15 protein-coding genes are annotated in these 16,194 nt (G+C 67.9%); 7 read left to right on the plus strand and 8 right to left on the minus strand.

What is annotated here, in order from left to right; translation table 11 throughout:
* The first annotated feature begins 13 nt into the window (after positions 1–13).
* From ATK36_RS17370 to ATK36_RS17380, 3 genes are all read left to right on the plus strand, one after another.
* Positions 14–973 carry an amino acid ABC transporter permease gene (locus ATK36_RS17370; protein ID WP_098512519.1) on the plus strand — a complete coding sequence of 320 codons (960 nt, stop codon included), beginning with the start codon at positions 14–16 and terminating at the stop codon, positions 971–973.
* The gene (locus ATK36_RS17375) at positions 970–1,743 is read left to right on the plus strand and encodes an amino acid ABC transporter ATP-binding protein (protein WP_098512520.1); all 774 of its coding nucleotides are present in this window, start codon (positions 970–972) and stop codon (positions 1,741–1,743) included. Before ATK36_RS17370 ends, ATK36_RS17375 begins: the two co-directional genes overlap by 4 nt.
* 191 nt (positions 1,744–1,934) lie before the next feature.
* Positions 1,935–4,238 carry an oxidoreductase gene (locus ATK36_RS17380; RefSeq protein WP_098512521.1) on the plus strand — a complete coding sequence of 768 codons (2,304 nt, stop codon included), beginning with the start codon at positions 1,935–1,937 and terminating at the stop codon, positions 4,236–4,238.
* Between the two features lie 133 nt (positions 4,239–4,371).
* Here the strand turns inward: ATK36_RS17380 and ATK36_RS17385 are convergent, their stop codons facing one another.
* From ATK36_RS17385 to ATK36_RS17405, 5 genes are all read right to left on the minus strand, one after another.
* Positions 4,372–5,118, minus strand: coding sequence for an ESX secretion-associated protein EspG (locus tag ATK36_RS17385; RefSeq protein WP_098512522.1), 747 nt, complete (start codon positions 5,116–5,118; stop codon positions 4,372–4,374).
* Positions 5,119–5,120: 2 nt separating this feature from the next.
* A complete protein-coding gene (locus ATK36_RS17390; RefSeq protein ID WP_245914842.1) occupies positions 5,121–6,380 on the minus strand; it encodes a hypothetical protein in 1,260 nt (419 codons plus the stop codon).
* Positions 6,380–6,967 carry a DUF3558 domain-containing protein gene (locus tag ATK36_RS17395; RefSeq protein WP_098512524.1) on the minus strand — a complete coding sequence of 196 codons (588 nt, stop codon included), beginning with the start codon at positions 6,965–6,967 and terminating at the stop codon, positions 6,380–6,382. Before ATK36_RS17395 ends, ATK36_RS17390 begins: the two co-directional genes overlap by 1 nt.
* 4 nt (positions 6,968–6,971) lie before the next feature.
* Positions 6,972–7,475 carry a hypothetical protein gene (locus ATK36_RS17400; protein ID WP_098512525.1) on the minus strand — a complete coding sequence of 168 codons (504 nt, stop codon included), beginning with the start codon at positions 7,473–7,475 and terminating at the stop codon, positions 6,972–6,974.
* Between the two features lie 630 nt (positions 7,476–8,105).
* A complete protein-coding gene (locus ATK36_RS17405; protein WP_098512526.1) occupies positions 8,106–8,681 on the minus strand; it encodes a hypothetical protein in 576 nt (191 codons plus the stop codon).
* A 179-nt stretch (positions 8,682–8,860) separates the two neighbouring features.
* Here ATK36_RS17405 and ATK36_RS17410 point away from each other — a divergent pair, with 179 nt between their 5' ends.
* The 3 genes from ATK36_RS17410 to ATK36_RS17420 are packed head-to-tail and all read left to right on the plus strand — an operon-like array spanning position 8,861 to position 13,016.
* Positions 8,861–10,690 (plus strand): NHL domain-containing thioredoxin family protein, encoded by a 1,830-nt coding sequence (locus tag ATK36_RS17410; RefSeq protein WP_098514955.1) that lies wholly within the window; start codon positions 8,861–8,863, stop codon positions 10,688–10,690.
* A gap of 39 nt (positions 10,691–10,729) precedes the next feature.
* The gene (locus tag ATK36_RS17415; RefSeq protein WP_098512527.1) at positions 10,730–11,023 is read left to right on the plus strand and encodes a GroES family chaperonin; all 294 of its coding nucleotides are present in this window, start codon (positions 10,730–10,732) and stop codon (positions 11,021–11,023) included.
* 25 nt (positions 11,024–11,048) lie between these two features.
* Positions 11,049–13,016: a VanW family protein gene (locus ATK36_RS17420; protein WP_245914844.1), complete on the plus strand. Its 1,968-nt coding sequence runs from the start codon at positions 11,049–11,051 to the stop codon at positions 13,014–13,016.
* On the opposite strand, the gene ATK36_RS17425 is transcribed toward ATK36_RS17420, so the two are convergent.
* Positions 13,006–13,344, minus strand: a complete 339-nt coding sequence (locus tag ATK36_RS17425; protein WP_387001527.1) for an MmcQ/YjbR family DNA-binding protein — start codon at positions 13,342–13,344, stop codon at positions 13,006–13,008. The two genes, ATK36_RS17420 and ATK36_RS17425, sit on opposite strands and share 11 nt — an antisense overlap.
* Positions 13,345–13,429: 85 nt before the next feature.
* Complete coding sequence (locus ATK36_RS17430; protein ID WP_098512529.1) at positions 13,430–15,115, minus strand: bifunctional metallophosphatase/5'-nucleotidase; 1,686 nt, start codon at positions 15,113–15,115, stop codon at positions 13,430–13,432.
* Between the two features lie 272 nt (positions 15,116–15,387).
* On the opposite strand from ATK36_RS17430, the gene ATK36_RS17435 reads away from it, so the two are divergent.
* Entirely contained in the window at positions 15,388–16,053 is a 666-nt protein-coding gene (locus ATK36_RS17435) for a VanZ family protein (protein WP_098512530.1), read from the plus strand.
* Here ATK36_RS17435 and ATK36_RS32295 read toward each other — a convergent pair.
* Positions 15,994–16,170, minus strand: a complete 177-nt coding sequence (locus ATK36_RS32295) for a hypothetical protein (protein ID WP_170069784.1) — start codon at positions 16,168–16,170, stop codon at positions 15,994–15,996. The genes ATK36_RS17435 and ATK36_RS32295 overlap by 60 nt on opposite strands.
* Between the last annotated feature and the right edge of the window lie 24 nt (positions 16,171–16,194).

Consider the following 16,194-nt stretch of genomic DNA (forward strand, 5'->3'; position numbering starts at 1 on the left):
GGATCTAGTACTCGTGTCCAGTTCCCCCGGCCCTGCCGAAACCCGGCAAGAGGTCGACACCACACCCATCAAGGCCATCCCGGTCCGGCATTACGGCCGCTGGGTGGCCGGCGTGATCATCCTGTTCCTCGCGTTCATCGTGATCCGCAGCGTGGTCACCAACAGCGCCCTGCAGTGGTCGGTCGTCGGGCAGTTCCTGTTCGACGACCGGATCCTCAACGGGGTCCGCAACACCTTGCTGCTCACGGTGATCTCGATGGTCATCGGCATCGTCGGCGGCGTGCTGATCGCGGTCATGCGGCTCTCGCCCAATCCACTGATGTCCGGCGCCGCGGCGATCTACGTCTGGCTGCTGCGCGGTACGCCGCTGATCACCCAGCTGATCATCTGGAACTTCCTCGCCCTGGCCTACTCCCGGATCGGCCTCGGCATCCCGTTCGGGCCGACTTTCATCAGCTGGGACACCAATACGCTGATCACCCAGTTCACCGCCTCGCTGCTCGGGCTCGGGCTGAACGAGGCGGCGTACATGGCCGAGATCGTGCGTGGCGGTATCCAGTCGGTGGATTCCGGGCAGCTGGAGGCCTCCTCCGCCCTCGGCATGAGCCGCGCGAAGACGCTCCGCCGGATCGTGCTGCCGCAGGCGATGCGGGTGATCATCCCGCCGACCGGCAACGAGACCATCTCCATGCTGAAGACCACGTCACTGGTCGTGGCGATCGGGTATTTCGAGCTGATGGTGTCGGCGCAGACGATTTACGCGCAGAACTACAAGACGGTGCCGATCCTGATCGTCGCCGCCGCATGGTATCTGGTCATGACGTCCGTGCTCACGGTGGCGCAGTACTACATCGAGAAGTATTTCGCTCGCGGTACTTCACGTCCACCGGCGCAACAGCGGAAATGGGGCACGAGAATGCTCGGCTTCCGCTTCGGCTCCGGTTCCGCACAGGGCGGAGGTGGCGTGGCGTGACCCCGGTCGTTTCCGCGCAGAAGGTGTGCAAGAGTTTCGGCTCCCTCGACGTGCTCAAGGGTATCGACCTCGAAGTGCACGAGCGCGAGGTGCTGTGCCTGATCGGCCCGTCCGGTTCCGGCAAGTCCACTTTGCTGCGTTGCATCAACCACCTGGAGAAGATCGACGCCGGCCGGCTGTACGTGGACGGCGTGCTGGTCGGGTACCAGCAGCGTGGTGACAAGCTGTATGAGCTGCGGGACAAGGAGATCGCCGCGCAGCGCAAGGACATCGGCATGGTGTTCCAGCGGTTCAACCTGTTCCCGCACATGACCGCGCTCGAAAACGTGATGGAGGCGCCGGTCCAGGTCCGCCGCGAGCCCAAGGCGCAGGTGCGGACGCGGGCGTTGGAGCTGCTGGAGCGCGTCGGCCTCGGCGACAAGGCGGCCGCCTATCCGGGCCAGCTCTCCGGCGGGCAGCAGCAGCGCGTCGCCATCGCGCGGGCGCTGGCCATGCAGCCCAAGCTGATGCTCTTCGACGAGCCGACGTCCGCATTGGACCCGGAGCTGGTCGGCGACGTCCTCGGCGTCATGCGTCAGCTGGCGAAGGACGGCATGACGATGGTCGTGGTGACCCACGAAATGCAGTTCGCCCGTGAAGTGGCCGACAAGGTCCTCTTCATGGACGGCGGTGTGGTCGTCGAAGCGGGTCCGCCGGAACAGGTGATCGGCGATCCGCGGCACGAACGTACGAAGGTGTTCCTTTCCCGGGTGCTGAATCCGAACGCTTGACCCCAGGACCCGGGCGGGCCGTATCACGGTGCGGTTCGCCCGGGTTCGCTCGTTTGTGCGGCGGTCGCGCACAACGCGTCGCCGGATGCGCACTTTCCGCCACCGTCCGGGCCGGCTACTCCAATGGACCCTTGCCACCGCGCCTTTTATCCGATTCCCTGTTAGGCGAACACAGGGGGGAGAAGGCGCACGTGCCGACTGACACGACTTTGCCGCCACTCGATCCGTTTGCCGGGATACCGGACAAGCGCTATGAGGTGAAGGCGGCGGACCTGCTCAAACCGGGTACCGGCGGGCTGCTCCGCTGGCGGCGGCAGGCCACCAACGCGCCCATTGTCGAGGTCCAGGACGCTTACATCACCGGCACCTTCGATTTGCGCGCGGCCGATCTCAACTTCCTGTTCCGGTTCGAACGCTGCCGCTTCGAGCATCCGCCGGACGTGCGCGAGGCGACACTGCTGGGGCTGGTCTTCCGCAAGTGCTGGCTGCCCGGGCTCAAGGCACGCAACCTGCGCAGCCGCAACGACGTGCGGTTGATCCGCAGTATCGTCGAGGTCGCGCTGGACGATCACGAGGCCGAGGAGACCACGACGATCCAGCGCGGGGACGATCGCGAGCGGGGCATGCCCAACGCCGCGATCAACCTCACCGACGCGGTCGTCGACGGTTCGGTGGTGCTCACCCGCACCACGATCCGGCACCCGAGCGGCAAGGCGATCCAGGGCGACCGGTTGGTCATCACCGGCGCGCTGCTCGCATACCGGATGGTCGCGAAGGGGGAGGTGCGGCTGCCCGGTATGCGTACCGGCGGCAATGTGAACTTCTCCGGGGCCACTTTGGACAATCCGGATGGCTTCGCGTTGAACGGCAACGGCCTGCACATCGGTGGCAGCCTGCTCTGCGAAGTGGACAACTACGGCCGGGCGAGCGGGCGGAAGCGGTTCACCGCCAAGGGGATCCTCTATCTGCCAAGTGCCACTGTGGACAGTGACATCGTGCTGCGCGAGGCGCGGCTGATGGTCGACCACAATGGACCGGTGGTGATGGAAGCCTGGAAATCCGGCGATCCCTACCTCGATCCGCGCCCGGCGCTGGTCGCCGACCGGCTGAAGGTCGACGGCAACCTCGAACTCTCCGACGGCCTCCGCGCCTTCGGCACACTCCGGATGGTCAACGCACGCATCGGCGGTTCCCTGCGGCTCGCCGGCGCCGAAATCACTGTGGTGCGCGGTACTGCGGCGCCGTTCTATGACCGCGCCCTGCATTTGGACGGCTCGAATATCGGTGGTGACATAGAGGCGACGAACCTGCGGGTCCCGGTCGGGCAATTGCGGCTGGCCGACGTGACCGTGGGCGGCAATGTGCTCGCGTGGAATTCGAAGTTCCTGCATCCGGAGCGGGATGCGTTCTCCGCGCGGCGGGCGAAGATCTCCGGTAACCTCCATCTCACCGATGCCACGGTGAAGGGCACGTTGCGGCTGCAGGGCGTGCAGGTCGGCGGGAGCGTGAACCTGTTCGGCACGGTGCTGACCGAGCCCAGTGTGCGGAATTCGAGCAGTTTTTCCCTGGATATCCGCACCGCCCGTATTGGCCGGGATTTAGTGCTCACCGAGAACAAGGACCGCCCGTTCCGCGCCGAAGGCGGAGTGAATCTCGACGGCGCGCAAATTGCTCGCCGAGTGGATTTAAAGGGTGCCCAACTCGCTTCCATCGAACAACACGGAATCGCGCTGGACGCCAGCGACGTGACGGCTGATGAATTCATTCTCTCCCCTGCTGAACCGCCGGTCGGTTCGGTCCGGCTGCGCCGCGCGCACTGCGGAACACTGGCCGACAACGAAACGATCTGGGCCGCGTCCGATGGTGTGGAACTCGACGATTTCCGTTACGATGCCTTGAAGAACGACATCGCACTGGATGACGATCGTGCCCTGAACCGCCGGATCTCCTTGCTGCGCAAGGCTATGCGGGGCTACCGTCCGGGCCCCTACGACCAGCTCGCCGCGACCTTGCGCGCCGCCGGGAACGAGGAGCACGCCTCCACTGTCGCGTTGCGCAAGCAGCAGTTCCGCTACGAGGCGCTGGCGAAGGGGTTCAAGATCTTCGGCCCCGGTGTGCGAGCGTGGAGCTGGCTGCAACGGTCGATGGTCGGCTATGGCTTCCGCCCCGTGCGCGCGCTGGGCTGGCTGTTCACCCTGCTGGTGCTCGGCAGCCTGTGGTTCGGCCTCGGCTCCGACGACTGCGTACGCGACCCCGGCCGCTACGCGGTGAGCGGCCCGCGGTGCCTGGTCAACCAGCAGGACACCGGACTGCAATGGAACCCGGTGATCTACACAGCGGACCTGCTGGTGCCGATCGTCGACTTCGGCAACAAGTCACGGTGGTACATGCACGGCGCCGACAACTGGGTGGCGACCGGCTTCACCGCCTCCGGCTGGATCCTGGCCACAACCGTCGCCGCCGGCGTAAGCCGCATGCTGCGGCGGGAGAGCTGAACTCGCCGGTAGGTGACCGGTCGGAGCCTTTGGCTGGGCAACGCGTTCGCTCCGCGAGAGGTGGCGTGACCGGCCCGTTCACTCCAGCCTGGTGTTGCGAACGGACCTCTCACGCCACTGCGCCGGAAATGGGTCAGTGGAGGTTGTGCAGTAGCGCGTGTAGCTGCGTGATCATTGTTTCGGGGCGGGCTGGTGTGACGTTGATGTAGCGGTCGTGGCCTGGTTCTTTGCTGAAGGAGAACAGGTAACGGCCGTGTTGGGTGTCGTAGTAGGTGCAGGTGTTGTCGCTGCTGGTCCGGTGGCGACCGAGTCGGTCGCGGGTGGTTGCGGTGATCTGGCCGGCGCCGGTGCGGGGTAGCGTGGCTACGTCCAGCACTCGCCGTACGTCGCGTCGTGCGGGGGCTCCCTGGGAGGCTTGCCGCAGGTCGGATTCCGGCACTGACATGGCTGGGCCGGTCGCGGGGGGCAGGGTCGGTAGCTCGCTGATCAGTTCTTCGGCGAGTGCGTCGGGCCGGGCCGGGCGTAGCAGGACCTGCCCTGATGCGGGTACGTGGCAGGCGAGGACTGCGTCGGTCCCGGCTGCGGCGACCACTAGCCGGTAGCGGCGGGCGGGCTGGGACTCGATGGTGGCCGAGAGTTCGCTGGCGCCGCGGCACAGGACGGTCATGGTCTGCAGGAAGTCTTCGCGTGGCCTGCCGTGGCTCCAGGCGCCGTGCTCGGCAAGGCTTTGTATCGCGGTGTCGTGGTACTGCCTGGTTTCTTCTGGGTCTCGCCACAGCGGGTCGGGTGACAGTGCCGCTGGGAGTGAAACTCCGGCCAGTTCCGCGGCGAGTGGTAGGCAGTCGGCGGGCAGGACGAGTGCACGATCGAGTACGAGCATTGTCAGAGCCCGATCACCGGTGGGGCGGCCTTGGGCAGTGTGCCGATCAGCGCGTCGTCGGGGTCGGTCTCGAGCAGGTAGTCGGCGCGTTTGTGTTCGTTGTCCTCGTCGCCCTTGCCCCCGCGGCCGATCCCGCCGCCGCCCATTCCGGGCGAACCGGCACGGCCGTTGGTGCCGGCGGCGCCTGCCGCGCGTCCGCTGGCGGGCTCGGTGTTCCCGGGCGTTCCGGCGCCGGTGCCGGCCCCGCGCCCGAGACCGCTGCCGTTGCTGCCGGAGCCGCGTCCGCCGCTGCTGCCGGAGCCGCTGCCGCTTCCGCCGCTGTACCCGCCGGTGCCACCGGGCCCGAACCCGCCAGGGCCGAACCCGCCCGGTCCGAAGCTGTTACCGCCGACGTTGCCGTTGCTGCTGGTTCCGTTGCCTGGATAGCCGCCGGCCGGGGTCCAGGCGCCGGGGTCCGGCGTGGTGCCTGGTGGGGTGTAGCCGGATGTGGTGGTGGTCTCCGGCACCTTTCCGTGGAACTGCGGAGCCCCCGGCTCGAGCCAGCCCTGCTGCGGGACGGGCCCGTTGCCGTTCGAGGACCCGCCGACGTGCGAGCCCGCACCGGGGCCGGGAACGGTGCCGGTGCTGTAGCCGCCCGCGTGGCTCCCGCCGGTACTCCCGGTACCGCCGGTCCCACCCGGCGTGGAGGCCGACGGCAGGTGCCCGGTCGCGGTCCCTCCGGGCTGGGTGACCGAGAAGTCCCCACCGGCCGAGGGCATGGCCAGATCGCCGTACTGGGACGGATCGGCCCAACGACCTGAATTGTCGGTGGACTGACCGTGATAAAGGCTGTAACCCTCGGTGACGGCTCGGGCTTTCTTGTCCCATTCTTCGATGTCGTGGGAACGATTCGAGAGGAATGACAGCGGTGTGTTGCTGACCCAGTCGTCAGCGGGCCGGTCGCCGATAGTGCCCACGGATTTGATCTTGCCGTCGAGGACTGTGAACGAGTTTCCCTGGCCGGTGTAGAGCTGATTGGCCTGTTCAAGGTGCTGACCGCTGACCTGGGAAGCCTGCACCATCGGACCCGCACCCGCATAGGCCTGACCAGCCGAGTCGCCTTCCCAGTACTGGCTCATCTTGCCCTGGAGCTGCAACATCCGATCCGCGATAGCGTCGTGCCGCTGGGACAAACCGGTCGCCACAGTGGCGCCGTCGTACATGCCGGCCGCCCCTTTGCCGCGGTTGACCAAGTCCACGATCTGCTGCGGAGTCAACGCCATCATGCACCAGCCTTGATCGTTGCCACTGCGGCTTCGGCAGCTCTGGTCACCAATGAACATGGGTCACCGTAAGATGGGGAGGCTTTGTCGAGGATCGCGGAAAAGGTGAAGATCTCGTCGTTCTTGACGCCGACGCCGATTTGGCACCCGCCGCTCTTGCGATCATCGAGGACTGCGGAATACACCGCGGGGTAGCCGGAGACATCGGGTGCTGCTTCGAAGTAGCCGCCGGCGCCGGCGCCGTTCTTGTAGCTGGTCGACAGCCCTCCCTGCCCCGGTAGGAAGCTGATACTGATGCTGTTGTCCTTGCTGTCGTACCACGTGCACCGAGGAGCGAAATTCCCGCTGGACGTCCGGTTGCGTAGGGCTTGGAATACCTCTGTGGCCTGCGCCTTGGAGAGGACGGCGCAGGGGTCCTGCTCGTACTTGCCGACATCCAGCGGGCTGGTCACCTGCGGCACGTTGGGTGCACTGTCAATGGGCGCGCTCGAGCTTGCCGGGCTTGGTGTGCCGGGTGCTGAGGAGCAGGCAGTCGCGGCGAGAAGCAAGAGGCCGCCGACTGCACCGCGGGCGATGATTTTTGTCACCGGGTCATCCTCGCTTGTCAAGACCGTGGGTATTCGCCTGGTCCTGCTGCTCGTATTTGGCGATCGCCTGCCGCAACTGGTCCGCGTAACCCTTGGCGTACGCCTGCTGTTGCCGGAGGCTTGCAAGGTAGGCGGCTGCATGGCGATCAGCGGCCTGCTTTTGCATGGTGCTGCCCGGGTCTTCGGCAGGCTGCGGGACGTTCTGCATGGCCTGCCCGTCATTGATCATGTCGCCCAGTTCGTCCGCGATGTCCTGCCAGTCCGGGAGGAGCGACTTCATCGCGTCGACGTCCATCACGAAACGGCCGCCGGCCGCTGCAGCGTTGACCTTGGCATCCTCGGCGGCGCGCTGCTGGTAGATGCGCGCGCCGGTCGAGTTCATCGCCTCGTTGTACTGCTCGTCCTGGCGATCGCGGGTGGCCTGCTCCTCCGGGCTGATGTACCCGGCGCGGCCCTGCGGCTGGTCCCCTGACGACTGGCTCGTGCTGGACGACTGATCGTTGCCCACGGCGACGCTCCCCCTCGTTTTCTTCTTCCGGCATTGTTTGCGGCTGCCGACACTTCGACGGGAGCATAGTCGGTCAAGGTTCCCTTGATCGGAGAAATCCTCAGTTGGGCAGGCCGTGACACCCGGCTGCCTGATCTCGCTGGCATCGTGCTCAGCGGGGCATGCGGCCGCACCGGCCAGTCGTTCCCTTACCCATCGCACGCGAGGGGTTCATGTCGCGGAACCCGGCAGCGATACCTGCGCCAGCGTCGATCCAGGATGATCACTTTGCATGCCGGGCCTGCGGATTGGGCTTGCTCCGCAACGATTTCGGCGTAGGTTGGCCAGCCCGTCCGACGGCGGAGGCTCCGACGATCTGGGATTTCAGACCAAGCCGGTTTCAGCTTGCCCCCTCCGCGCGCGCAGAAGCCGGTGTTGCCCGCCCGTGCTGCTCAACCATCGGCTGACGAGCGACCAAAGCAGCGACCTCGTCATACGACGGACGCCCATTTCCGACCCGTCCAAGATCAACCCCCGCAACCGACGTGACCAGTTACAACTATCGAACAATCGCCAAGACCCCAGCCCGCTCCCCAAAACCGGTCCCTCACCCCGCGAATCCCCAAACCCCCAAACCCCGGGAACCCATCCTCATTCCACGAACCGCGACCAGAACTCCACCCGCCGCACCCCGCCCGCCGGCTCCGGGCCCAGCGGTTCCCCGCCGAACTCGTGCCGTAGGTAACTCCGCAGGTCCCAGCCGTAATACACGACATCCGTCTGATACACCGACAGCACCGGCAGCCCCGGCTCCCCGCGCAGGCCCGGCAGATACCGATGCCCGCACACGGGGACCAGTTGCGGGACCGTCGCCAGCTGCCGCCGGGCCGCGGCCAGTGCGTTCGACAGGACCCGCGGCCGGGTGCCCCACTCCGGCAGCCACAGATCGTTGTGTTCCACGTCGTACAGCACGCCGTCGACCGGCCAGTCGAGGCGTTTGCGCAGCTGGTCGGGGTTGCCGTGCAGCCAGTCCGGCCAGCGCTGGCCGACCGGCACCCCGGCGGTCAGGAACACCCGGTGGTCCGCGCTGAAAGTGAAGCCGAACTGCTCCTCGACGTCGTCGAGCTCCGCCGCGGTGAGGCCCGGGCGCAGGGGTTCGCCGAGGTCATGCTGGAGGAGGCGGGCCTCCTCCACGGTGAGCGCATCGGCCGGCTGAACTGTCGACATACCGAGAAGCGTACGGAGCGGCCACCGCCCGCCGCGCGTTCTTTTCCCGCGGAATCGCCGGCTCCCTCGGCGGGGTGAGGTTCTTCTCTCAGGCCGTGGATATCGGAACACAGCGTGAGCAGATGTAGTTGACTCATCTCGTGACTTCCTCACCGCCGGCACCGCGGCCGCAGGCCCGTGTGCGCGCACCCGAACTCGTCGGCGACGTCTGGCTCAACACCGGTGGCCACCGGCTCACCCTCGCTGAGCTGCGCGGACGCATCGTGCTGCTGGATTTCTGGACCAGCGGCTGCGTCAACTGCCTGCACGTGCTGGACGAACTGCGCCCGCTCGAAACCGAGTTCGCGGATGCGCTGGTCACGGTGGGTGTTCATGCGCCGAAGTTCCAGCACGAGGGAAAGCGCGCGTCGATCGAAGCGGCGGTACGTCGTTACGAGGTGCACCACCCGGTCGTCAACGACCCGAAGATGGAGCTGTGGTCGCAGTACGCCGTACGCGCGTGGCCGACGCTCGTCGTCGTGGACCCGGAGGGCTACGTCGTACACGTCGCAGCCGGCGAAGGGCACGGTGAGGCGTTGCGACGCGTCATTGCCGGCCTGATCGCGAAGCACGACGCGAAGGGCACGCTTCGCCGCGGTGGCAGCGCGTACGTGCCTGTCGAGGAGCAGCATGCCGAGCTGCGGTTTCCGAGCAAGGCGGCGGTCACGGCGGGCGGGCGTGTGCTGGTGGCCGACACCGGGCACCATTCGATCGTCGAGTTCGCTTCGGACGGCGAGACGGTGATCCGCAGGTTCGGCAGCGGTGAACGCGGCGCGAAGGACGGACCGTTCGACCTCGCGAGCTTCACCGAACCGTCCGGTATCGCCTTGCTGCCCAACGAAGTCGCCCAGCGCGCGGGCTACCACGCAGTCGTCGCGGACACCGCCGGGCACCGGCTGCGCGGCCTGGACCTCAACACCGGCGAAGTGAAGACCGTCGCCGGTACCGGTCGGCAGTGGCGCGACGGCACGGATACCGGCAAGGCGCTCGACATCGACCTGACCAGCCCGTGGGACGTCGCGTGGTGGGGCCCGGCCGGGGGCGTCGTGGTCGCGATGGCGGGCAACCACACGCTGAGCGTGTTCGACCCGGTCGAAGGCGGCATCCGGCGGTTCGCGGGCACCACGGTCGAAGGACTGCGAGACGGCGACGTGCACGAAGCGTTCTTCGCGCAGACCTCCGGCCTCGCGCCGGACGGGAACCGCCTGTGGCTCGTCGACGCTGAAACGTCCGCCCTGCGCTGGATCGAGCCCGAGGGCGAGTCTTTCACCGTGCAAACCGCGGTCGGCGTGGACCTGTTCTCCTTCGGCCACGCGGACGGCCCGGCCGACCAGGCGCTCCTGCAGCACCCGCTGGGGCTGACCGTGCTGTCGGACGGGCGCATCGCGATCGCCGACACCTACAACGGCGCCATCCGCCGCTACGACGCCTTCACCCGCGAAGTCGCGACGCTCGCGACCGGCTTCGCGGAGCCACAGGGACTCATCCTGCACGACGGTGAACTCCTCGTGGTCGAGTCGGCAGGCAACCGGGTGACGCCGGTGGGCGGGAACGGCCGCGCAACCACGGTGACGGGTACCCGTACCGCTTTGAGCCGTCCGCAAACCGTGCTGGCGCCGGGGAACGTCGAGTTCTCCGTGGTCTTCACCCCGCCGCCGGGCGAGAAGCTGGACGACCGCTACGGCCCGTCGACGCGGCTGGAGATCACCGCGTCGCCGCCGGAGCTGCTCGCCGACGGCGCTGGTGTCGGGACCGATCTGGTCCGCCGCATCCGATTCGCCGAAGGGGTGTCCGAAGGTGTGCTGCAAGTGGTGGCGCAGGCGGCCAGCTGCGACGACGGCGGTGAGCACCCGGCCTGCCGGATCACCCGGCACGACTGGGGCGTCCCGGTCCGATTCGCCGAATCGGGCGGGCGGAGTCTGGAGCTGGTGATGGCGGGCGAGCCCGCCGAGGCGGCCGCAGGCCAGTAAGATGGCCTGGTGTCTCCAACCCCCCAGCTTGAGATTCAGATGCTGCAGGACCGCGTGCTGGTCCGGCTGTCCCCGGAGGAGGGCGAGCGCCGCAGCAGCGGCGGCATCGTGATTCCGGCGACGGCGCAGGTGGCGCGCAGGCTGGCCTGGGGTGATGTACTGGGAGTCGGCAACAGCGTGCGGAACGTGAAGCAGGGCGACCGAGTGCTCTTCAACCCCGAGGACCAGTTCGAGGTCGAGATACAGGGCGAAGGGCACCTGGTCATGCGGGAGCGCGACATCCACGCGGTGGCCACCGAGCGGACCGAACACGGCACGGGGCTCTACCTGTAGCACCCGCACCCGGGGGAGGCAGGCATTGCGCGAGGAAGAACCGGCCTTCCCGGCCGACGGCCTGCTCGGCGAACCCGGATCCGGCGCAGAGCCCCGGCAGGAATCCACCCGGTGGCCGGAAACGCGATCCCGGCCCGCACCGCAAACCGGACCCCTATCTGAATCCCCGCCGTGGTCTGGACCGCAACCCGATCCCCGCACCCAACGTCCGTTCGAGCCGGACTCCGGCCAGGGCCTCGACCTCGCCACCGAAATCTTCGCCGTGGCCGGGGAAGGCCCGCCACCGCCGGACACCCCGCTGCGGCGATTCCGCAGGCGGCTCGGCCGCACCTTCATGATCGTCGGCTGCCTGCTCGGCCTGTTCGTCGTGTGTTACGCGATCGACCTGATCAGCAGCGCCGGCGACGTGCCCCGCGGCGTGCAGGTGGCCGGGATCGACGTCGGCGGTCTTTCCTACGCCGAGGCGGAAGCCAAGCTGCACAACGAACTCCAGCCACGGCTGACCCGGCCGGTGGTGGTGCACGCGGGGGACGTCACGTCCTCGCTGGTGCCCGCGCAGTCCGGCCTCGGGCTGGACTGGCCGGGCACGCTCAAACAGGCCGGGCACCAGCCGTGGAGCCCGATCACGCGGATGCTGTCGTTCTTCACCACGCGGGAAGTCGGCGTGGTGACGCGTAGCGACCAGCTCCAGGTCGAACAGTCCGTCCGGCAGCTCGCGCAGGACAAGCTTGACCACGCGATGACCGAGGGCAGCATCGGTTTCGTGCCGAATGCGTCGGACGGCGTCACCCCGTACCCGGTCGAGCCGCGGCAGGGACAGCAGCTGGCCGACGTGCCCGCAGCCGTGCAGGCCGTGGTCGCCGATTGGCTTTCACCACGCGGGGTTTCGCTCACAATGGCGGTCACCCCGACGAAAGTCACCTCCGCCGGGGTCCATTCGCTGCTCGACAGCGTCGTCGTGCCCGCGGTGTCCAGCCCCGTCGTCCTGCACGGTCAGGGCAAGGACGCCACGCTGAAACCGGCGGCGATCGCGTCGTCGTTCCAGTTCGTGCCGCACGACGGCGGTGCTCTCGAACTGCGCGTCGATCAGGCGAAGCTGCGCCGGGCGGTGCAGAAGGACCTCGCTTCGACCGAGACCGAAGCGAAGGACGCGCAGCTCACCTTCGACACCGGGGTCCCGGCCGTCACCCCGTCCACGGACGCGCGAAAGATCAACTGGGGCAACACTTTCAAGCCGCTCACCGACATACTGGCGAAGCCGGCCGCGCGTGAGCTGACGGTGGCTTACGACGCGAAGAAGCCGGATCTCACCACTGACAAGGCCAACGCGCTCGGCGTCAAGGAAGTCATCGGCGAGTTCACGACAGGTGGGCTGAGCGGACCGGCCGTGGCGAACGTGAGCACGCTCGCCGACCGGATTTCCGGCGTGGTGGTGAAACCGGGCGAGACGTTCAGCCTGAATGCGCATCGCGGTGGCGGTTACGCGGCGGCGCCCGCGCAAGAGGACGGCAGCGGGCCGTCAGTGCCCGGCGGCGGGCTCTCCCAACTTGCGTCCACTTTGTACAACGCGGCCTATCTCGCCGGGCTCGATGACGCCGGACACGTTGCCCAGGAATACTTTCTCGGCCGCTACCCAGCCGGTCGCGACGCCGTAGCGGTGGACGCCTTGGGCAACGCGGTGGACCTGAAGATCGCCGACAACGACCAGACCGGCTTCGCGATCCAGGCGAGCGCGAGCGGTGGCTCGGTGACCGTGAAGATCTGGGGTACCCGGCACTACCGCGTCGAAGGCCGCAGCGGCGGCGAGACGAACGAAGTGCCGCCGACCGTTCAGCTCGGTCCCGGCGCAGATGGCGCTTGCCAGGCGTCGACGGGCTCGTCCGGATTCAGCGTGACCGACACCCGGGTGTTCTACGACCTGGCCGGCGGCGCCGAAATCCGCGAGGAAAGCCGCACTACGACGTACGCACCCCGGCCGATCGTCATGTGCTGAGCCGGGCCGGTGCCTTCTGCCGCCAGGCTTCGGTGAGCAGTTCGCGCAGCTCCTGCGGGTCGATCTGCTCGAGATGCACCAGAATCGAGCCGTAGCCGTCGTAGTGCGGGGTGGTGAAGTAGGCCGGATCGCCGGACGCGAGCAGCGCGGCCTTCTCGTCGAGCCCGCAGACCAGCATCAGCCCGCCCTCGGCCTCGGTACGCAGCCGGGCGAACGTCTTGCCCGCCACCTTGAGCGCCGGGGTGCGATACGACGTGGACACCTCGGTCTCCGGCAGCTCCGCGGCGAACGCGGCCACTTCGTCCCAGTTCATCGTCATAGCGCCCATCGTGCCCCCTGCAACTGCCCCGGAAAAGCTGTGAAGGGTCCCTTCACGGACTCAGCGTCCGTGAAGGGACCCTTCACAGACCTGCTTACTTGACCGTGATCCGATCCGCCAGCGGCGGGGCGATGCCGGGGTGCGCAGCCATGTACGTCAGGAACGCGTCGAGGTCGACCGGTCCACCCGCGAGGCCGGTGCCCTTGGTGAACTCGGTGAACCCGTCCCCGCCCGCGGCGAGGAAGTTGTTCACCGACACCCGGTACGACGCCGCCGGGTCGACCGGCTTGCCCTCGACCGTGAGGTCGGAGACGCGGGAGCCGACCGCCGCCGACGTCGAGTACGAGTAGTGCAGCGAGCTGGACACCTGCAGGATCTTCGTGCCACCCGACTGGCCCCACTGCTGTTCCAGCACGTTCTTCAGGTTCGCGCCGGTCAGCGTGATCGTCTGCATGATGTTCGCGAACGGCTGCACGGTGAACGCCTCGCCGTAGGTCACCACGCCGTCGCCCTCACCGGCCGGCGAGGACTTGTAGGTCAGGTCGGCGCGGATACCGCCCGGGTTGGTGATCGCGACGACCGCGTTGTTCGACTTCGTCGCCTCCAGTTGCGCGTCCGCGAGCACGTCGCCCAGCGGCGATTCCCCGGACGGCCCGCCCGCCGCGGGCAGATCCGCGGTGATCGTGCCGACCTGCTTGTTCGCGATCGGCGCGGACTTCGCCTTCGCCTCGTCGACGAGCTTCTGCGCGGCCGGGTCCGCGGGCACGTCCCGGGTGACGATCTCGTTGTGCGCCTTGGTCTGCGACCGGACCACGTCGCGGGTGCGGCGGTCGATCTTGAGGTCCACCACGGAAAGCAGCCGGCCGAACGAGGCACCCTGCAGCACCGGCCGCGGCCGGCCGGCCGGATCGTTGATCACGCAGTTGTACTGCTGGTGGCTGTGTGCGGTGAAGATCGCGTCGACTTTCGGGCTGACTTGCTTGGCGATGGTCGAGGCCGCGCCGTCCGGCTTGACCTTGCAGTCGTCTGGGCCTGCCCCGGACTGGCCCTCGTCGCCCTGGTGCAGCAGCACCACCTGGGCCTTGACGCCGAGCCGGTCGAGCAGGTCCGCAGTGCGGTTGATGGCGGGCACCTCGTCGCCGAACTTCAGGCCCTTGATCGCCTCGGGCGTGACCACCGAGGGCAGGTCCTTCAGCGTGGCGCCGATGATGCCGACCGGTACCCCGCCGGACTTCTGCACGCTGAACGGCAGCAGCGCGGGCAGCCCGTTGTCGAAGGTCACGTTGGCCCCGAGGATCGGGAACCGCGCGCCGCGGTACTTCTTGTCGAACTGGCAGCCGTCGGTCGGGTGGCAGCCGCCGAGCTGCATCCGCAGCAGCTCTTGGTAGCCCTCGTCGAACTCGTGGTTGCCTACGGCGGAGGCTTTGACCCCCAACTGGTTCATGAAGTCGACGGTCGGCTCGTCGTGGAACAGCGCGGAGACCACCGGCGACGCGCCGACGTTGTCCCCCGAGGAGAGCACGATCGAGTTGCGCACCTGCGATTCGAGCTGCTTCACGTGCGTGGCGAGGTAAGCGGCGCCCCCGGCTGCCACGCTGCCACCGCCCGGCAGCGCGACCTTGCCGCCAGACCCGGACGGCGGTTCGAGATTGCCGTGCAGATCGTTGAACGTGATGAGCCGGACGTCGATCGACTGGGCCGCGGAAGCGGGCGCGCCCGCAAGGGCCACTGCGGCCGCCGCGACGGCACCGGCCGCCGCGAGCCGGGTGAAGAGCTTCATGTTTCCTCCGGTTTCGCACCCGTTGTCCCCTGGTACGGGTGCCCGGCGGTGCAGTCTGCCCAATTCGTTCAGTCCTCACCAGGGGAATGCGGACGGAAATGGGGAATCGTCACCAGTCGTTCCACTTCCGGACCCGGGGCGGTCCGGAAGTGGCCGCGGGGAGGGGCGGCCATCCGGTCAGCTCCGGGTCGGCCGGATGGCCGATCCGGCTCCGCGGGCGTCCGGCTCATCGACCGAAGTGAGGGCCGAGAAAGCTCCATAGCGTTCTTGTCATGACGAACGCACAGGTCACCGCGCTGCAGTACGGGCTCATCGGGTTCCTCGCCCTCTGGGCGATCGTCCTGGTCCCGCAGCTGGTCCTGCAGTTCGCCAGATACGGGCGGCTCCGGCTGCGCGGCATCGTGACCACCGCGGCCGTCCTGCTCTACGCCACCTTCGGCCTCGCGGTCACCTTCCTGCCGCTGCCCGGCCCGAACACCCGGCCGCTGGAGCAGACCGTGCAGCTGCACCCGTTCCAGTGGATCGCCGACATCCACACCGAACTGCTCAAGCACGGCCTTTCCGCAGCGCACTGGTTCACCACGCAGACCTTCCAGCAGGCCGCGATGAACGTGCTGCTGTTCGTGCCGCTCGGCCTGTTCGCCCGGCTGTTGTGGCGCCGCGGGGTGGCGGGTGCGCTGCTGATCGGCGGCGCGGTGTCACTGGCCATCGAGATCACCCAGCTCACCGCGAACTTCGGCACCGCCCCGTTCGCCTACCGGATCTTCGACGTCGACGACCTCATGACCAACACCTTCGGCGCCGGTCTCGGCTGGCTGTTCGCCGCGCTGCTGCTCGCCCGGCTGCCGGTTCGCCCGGTGTCCCAGCGCCCGGTCCCTTCAACCGTCCGCCTGGAGCCCGCCCGGCGCGAGCGGGTCGGTCTCACCCAGGCGCGCTAACCGGGCCTGCCGCGCCCGCGCGGCCCGCCGGGCGATCCGCCGGTCTTCGGCCACGACGATGACGGTGGCGATCGCGATGATCAGCGCCACCAGTCCCAGAATCAGCCAAAGCTGCAAGCGGAAACCTCTCCTACGACGTTG

This window comes from Amycolatopsis sulphurea, from assembly GCF_002564045.1.
GTDB lineage: Bacteria > Actinomycetota > Actinomycetes > Mycobacteriales > Pseudonocardiaceae > Amycolatopsis > Amycolatopsis sulphurea.

Coding starts and splice junctions, on each gene's coding strand:
- ATK36_RS17385 (WP_098512522.1), bottom strand. CDS start 5,118: ATGCTCGTACTCGATCGTGCACTCGTCCTGCCCGCCGACTGCCTACCA.
- ATK36_RS17390 (WP_245914842.1), bottom strand. CDS start 6,380: ATGGCGTTGACTCCGCAGCAGATCGTGGACTTGGTCAACCGCGGCAAA.
- ATK36_RS17405 (WP_098512526.1), bottom strand. CDS start 8,681: ATGTCGACAGTTCAGCCGGCCGATGCGCTCACCGTGGAGGAGGCCCGC.
- ATK36_RS17415 (WP_098512527.1), top strand. CDS start 10,730: ATGCTGCAGGACCGCGTGCTGGTCCGGCTGTCCCCGGAGGAGGGCGAG.
- ATK36_RS17425 (WP_387001527.1), bottom strand. CDS start 13,344: ATGGGCGCTATGACGATGAACTGGGACGAAGTGGCCGCGTTCGCCGCG.
- ATK36_RS17430 (WP_098512529.1), bottom strand. CDS start 15,115: ATGAAGCTCTTCACCCGGCTCGCGGCGGCCGGTGCCGTCGCGGCGGCC.
- ATK36_RS17435 (WP_098512530.1), top strand. CDS start 15,388: ATGACGAACGCACAGGTCACCGCGCTGCAGTACGGGCTCATCGGGTTC.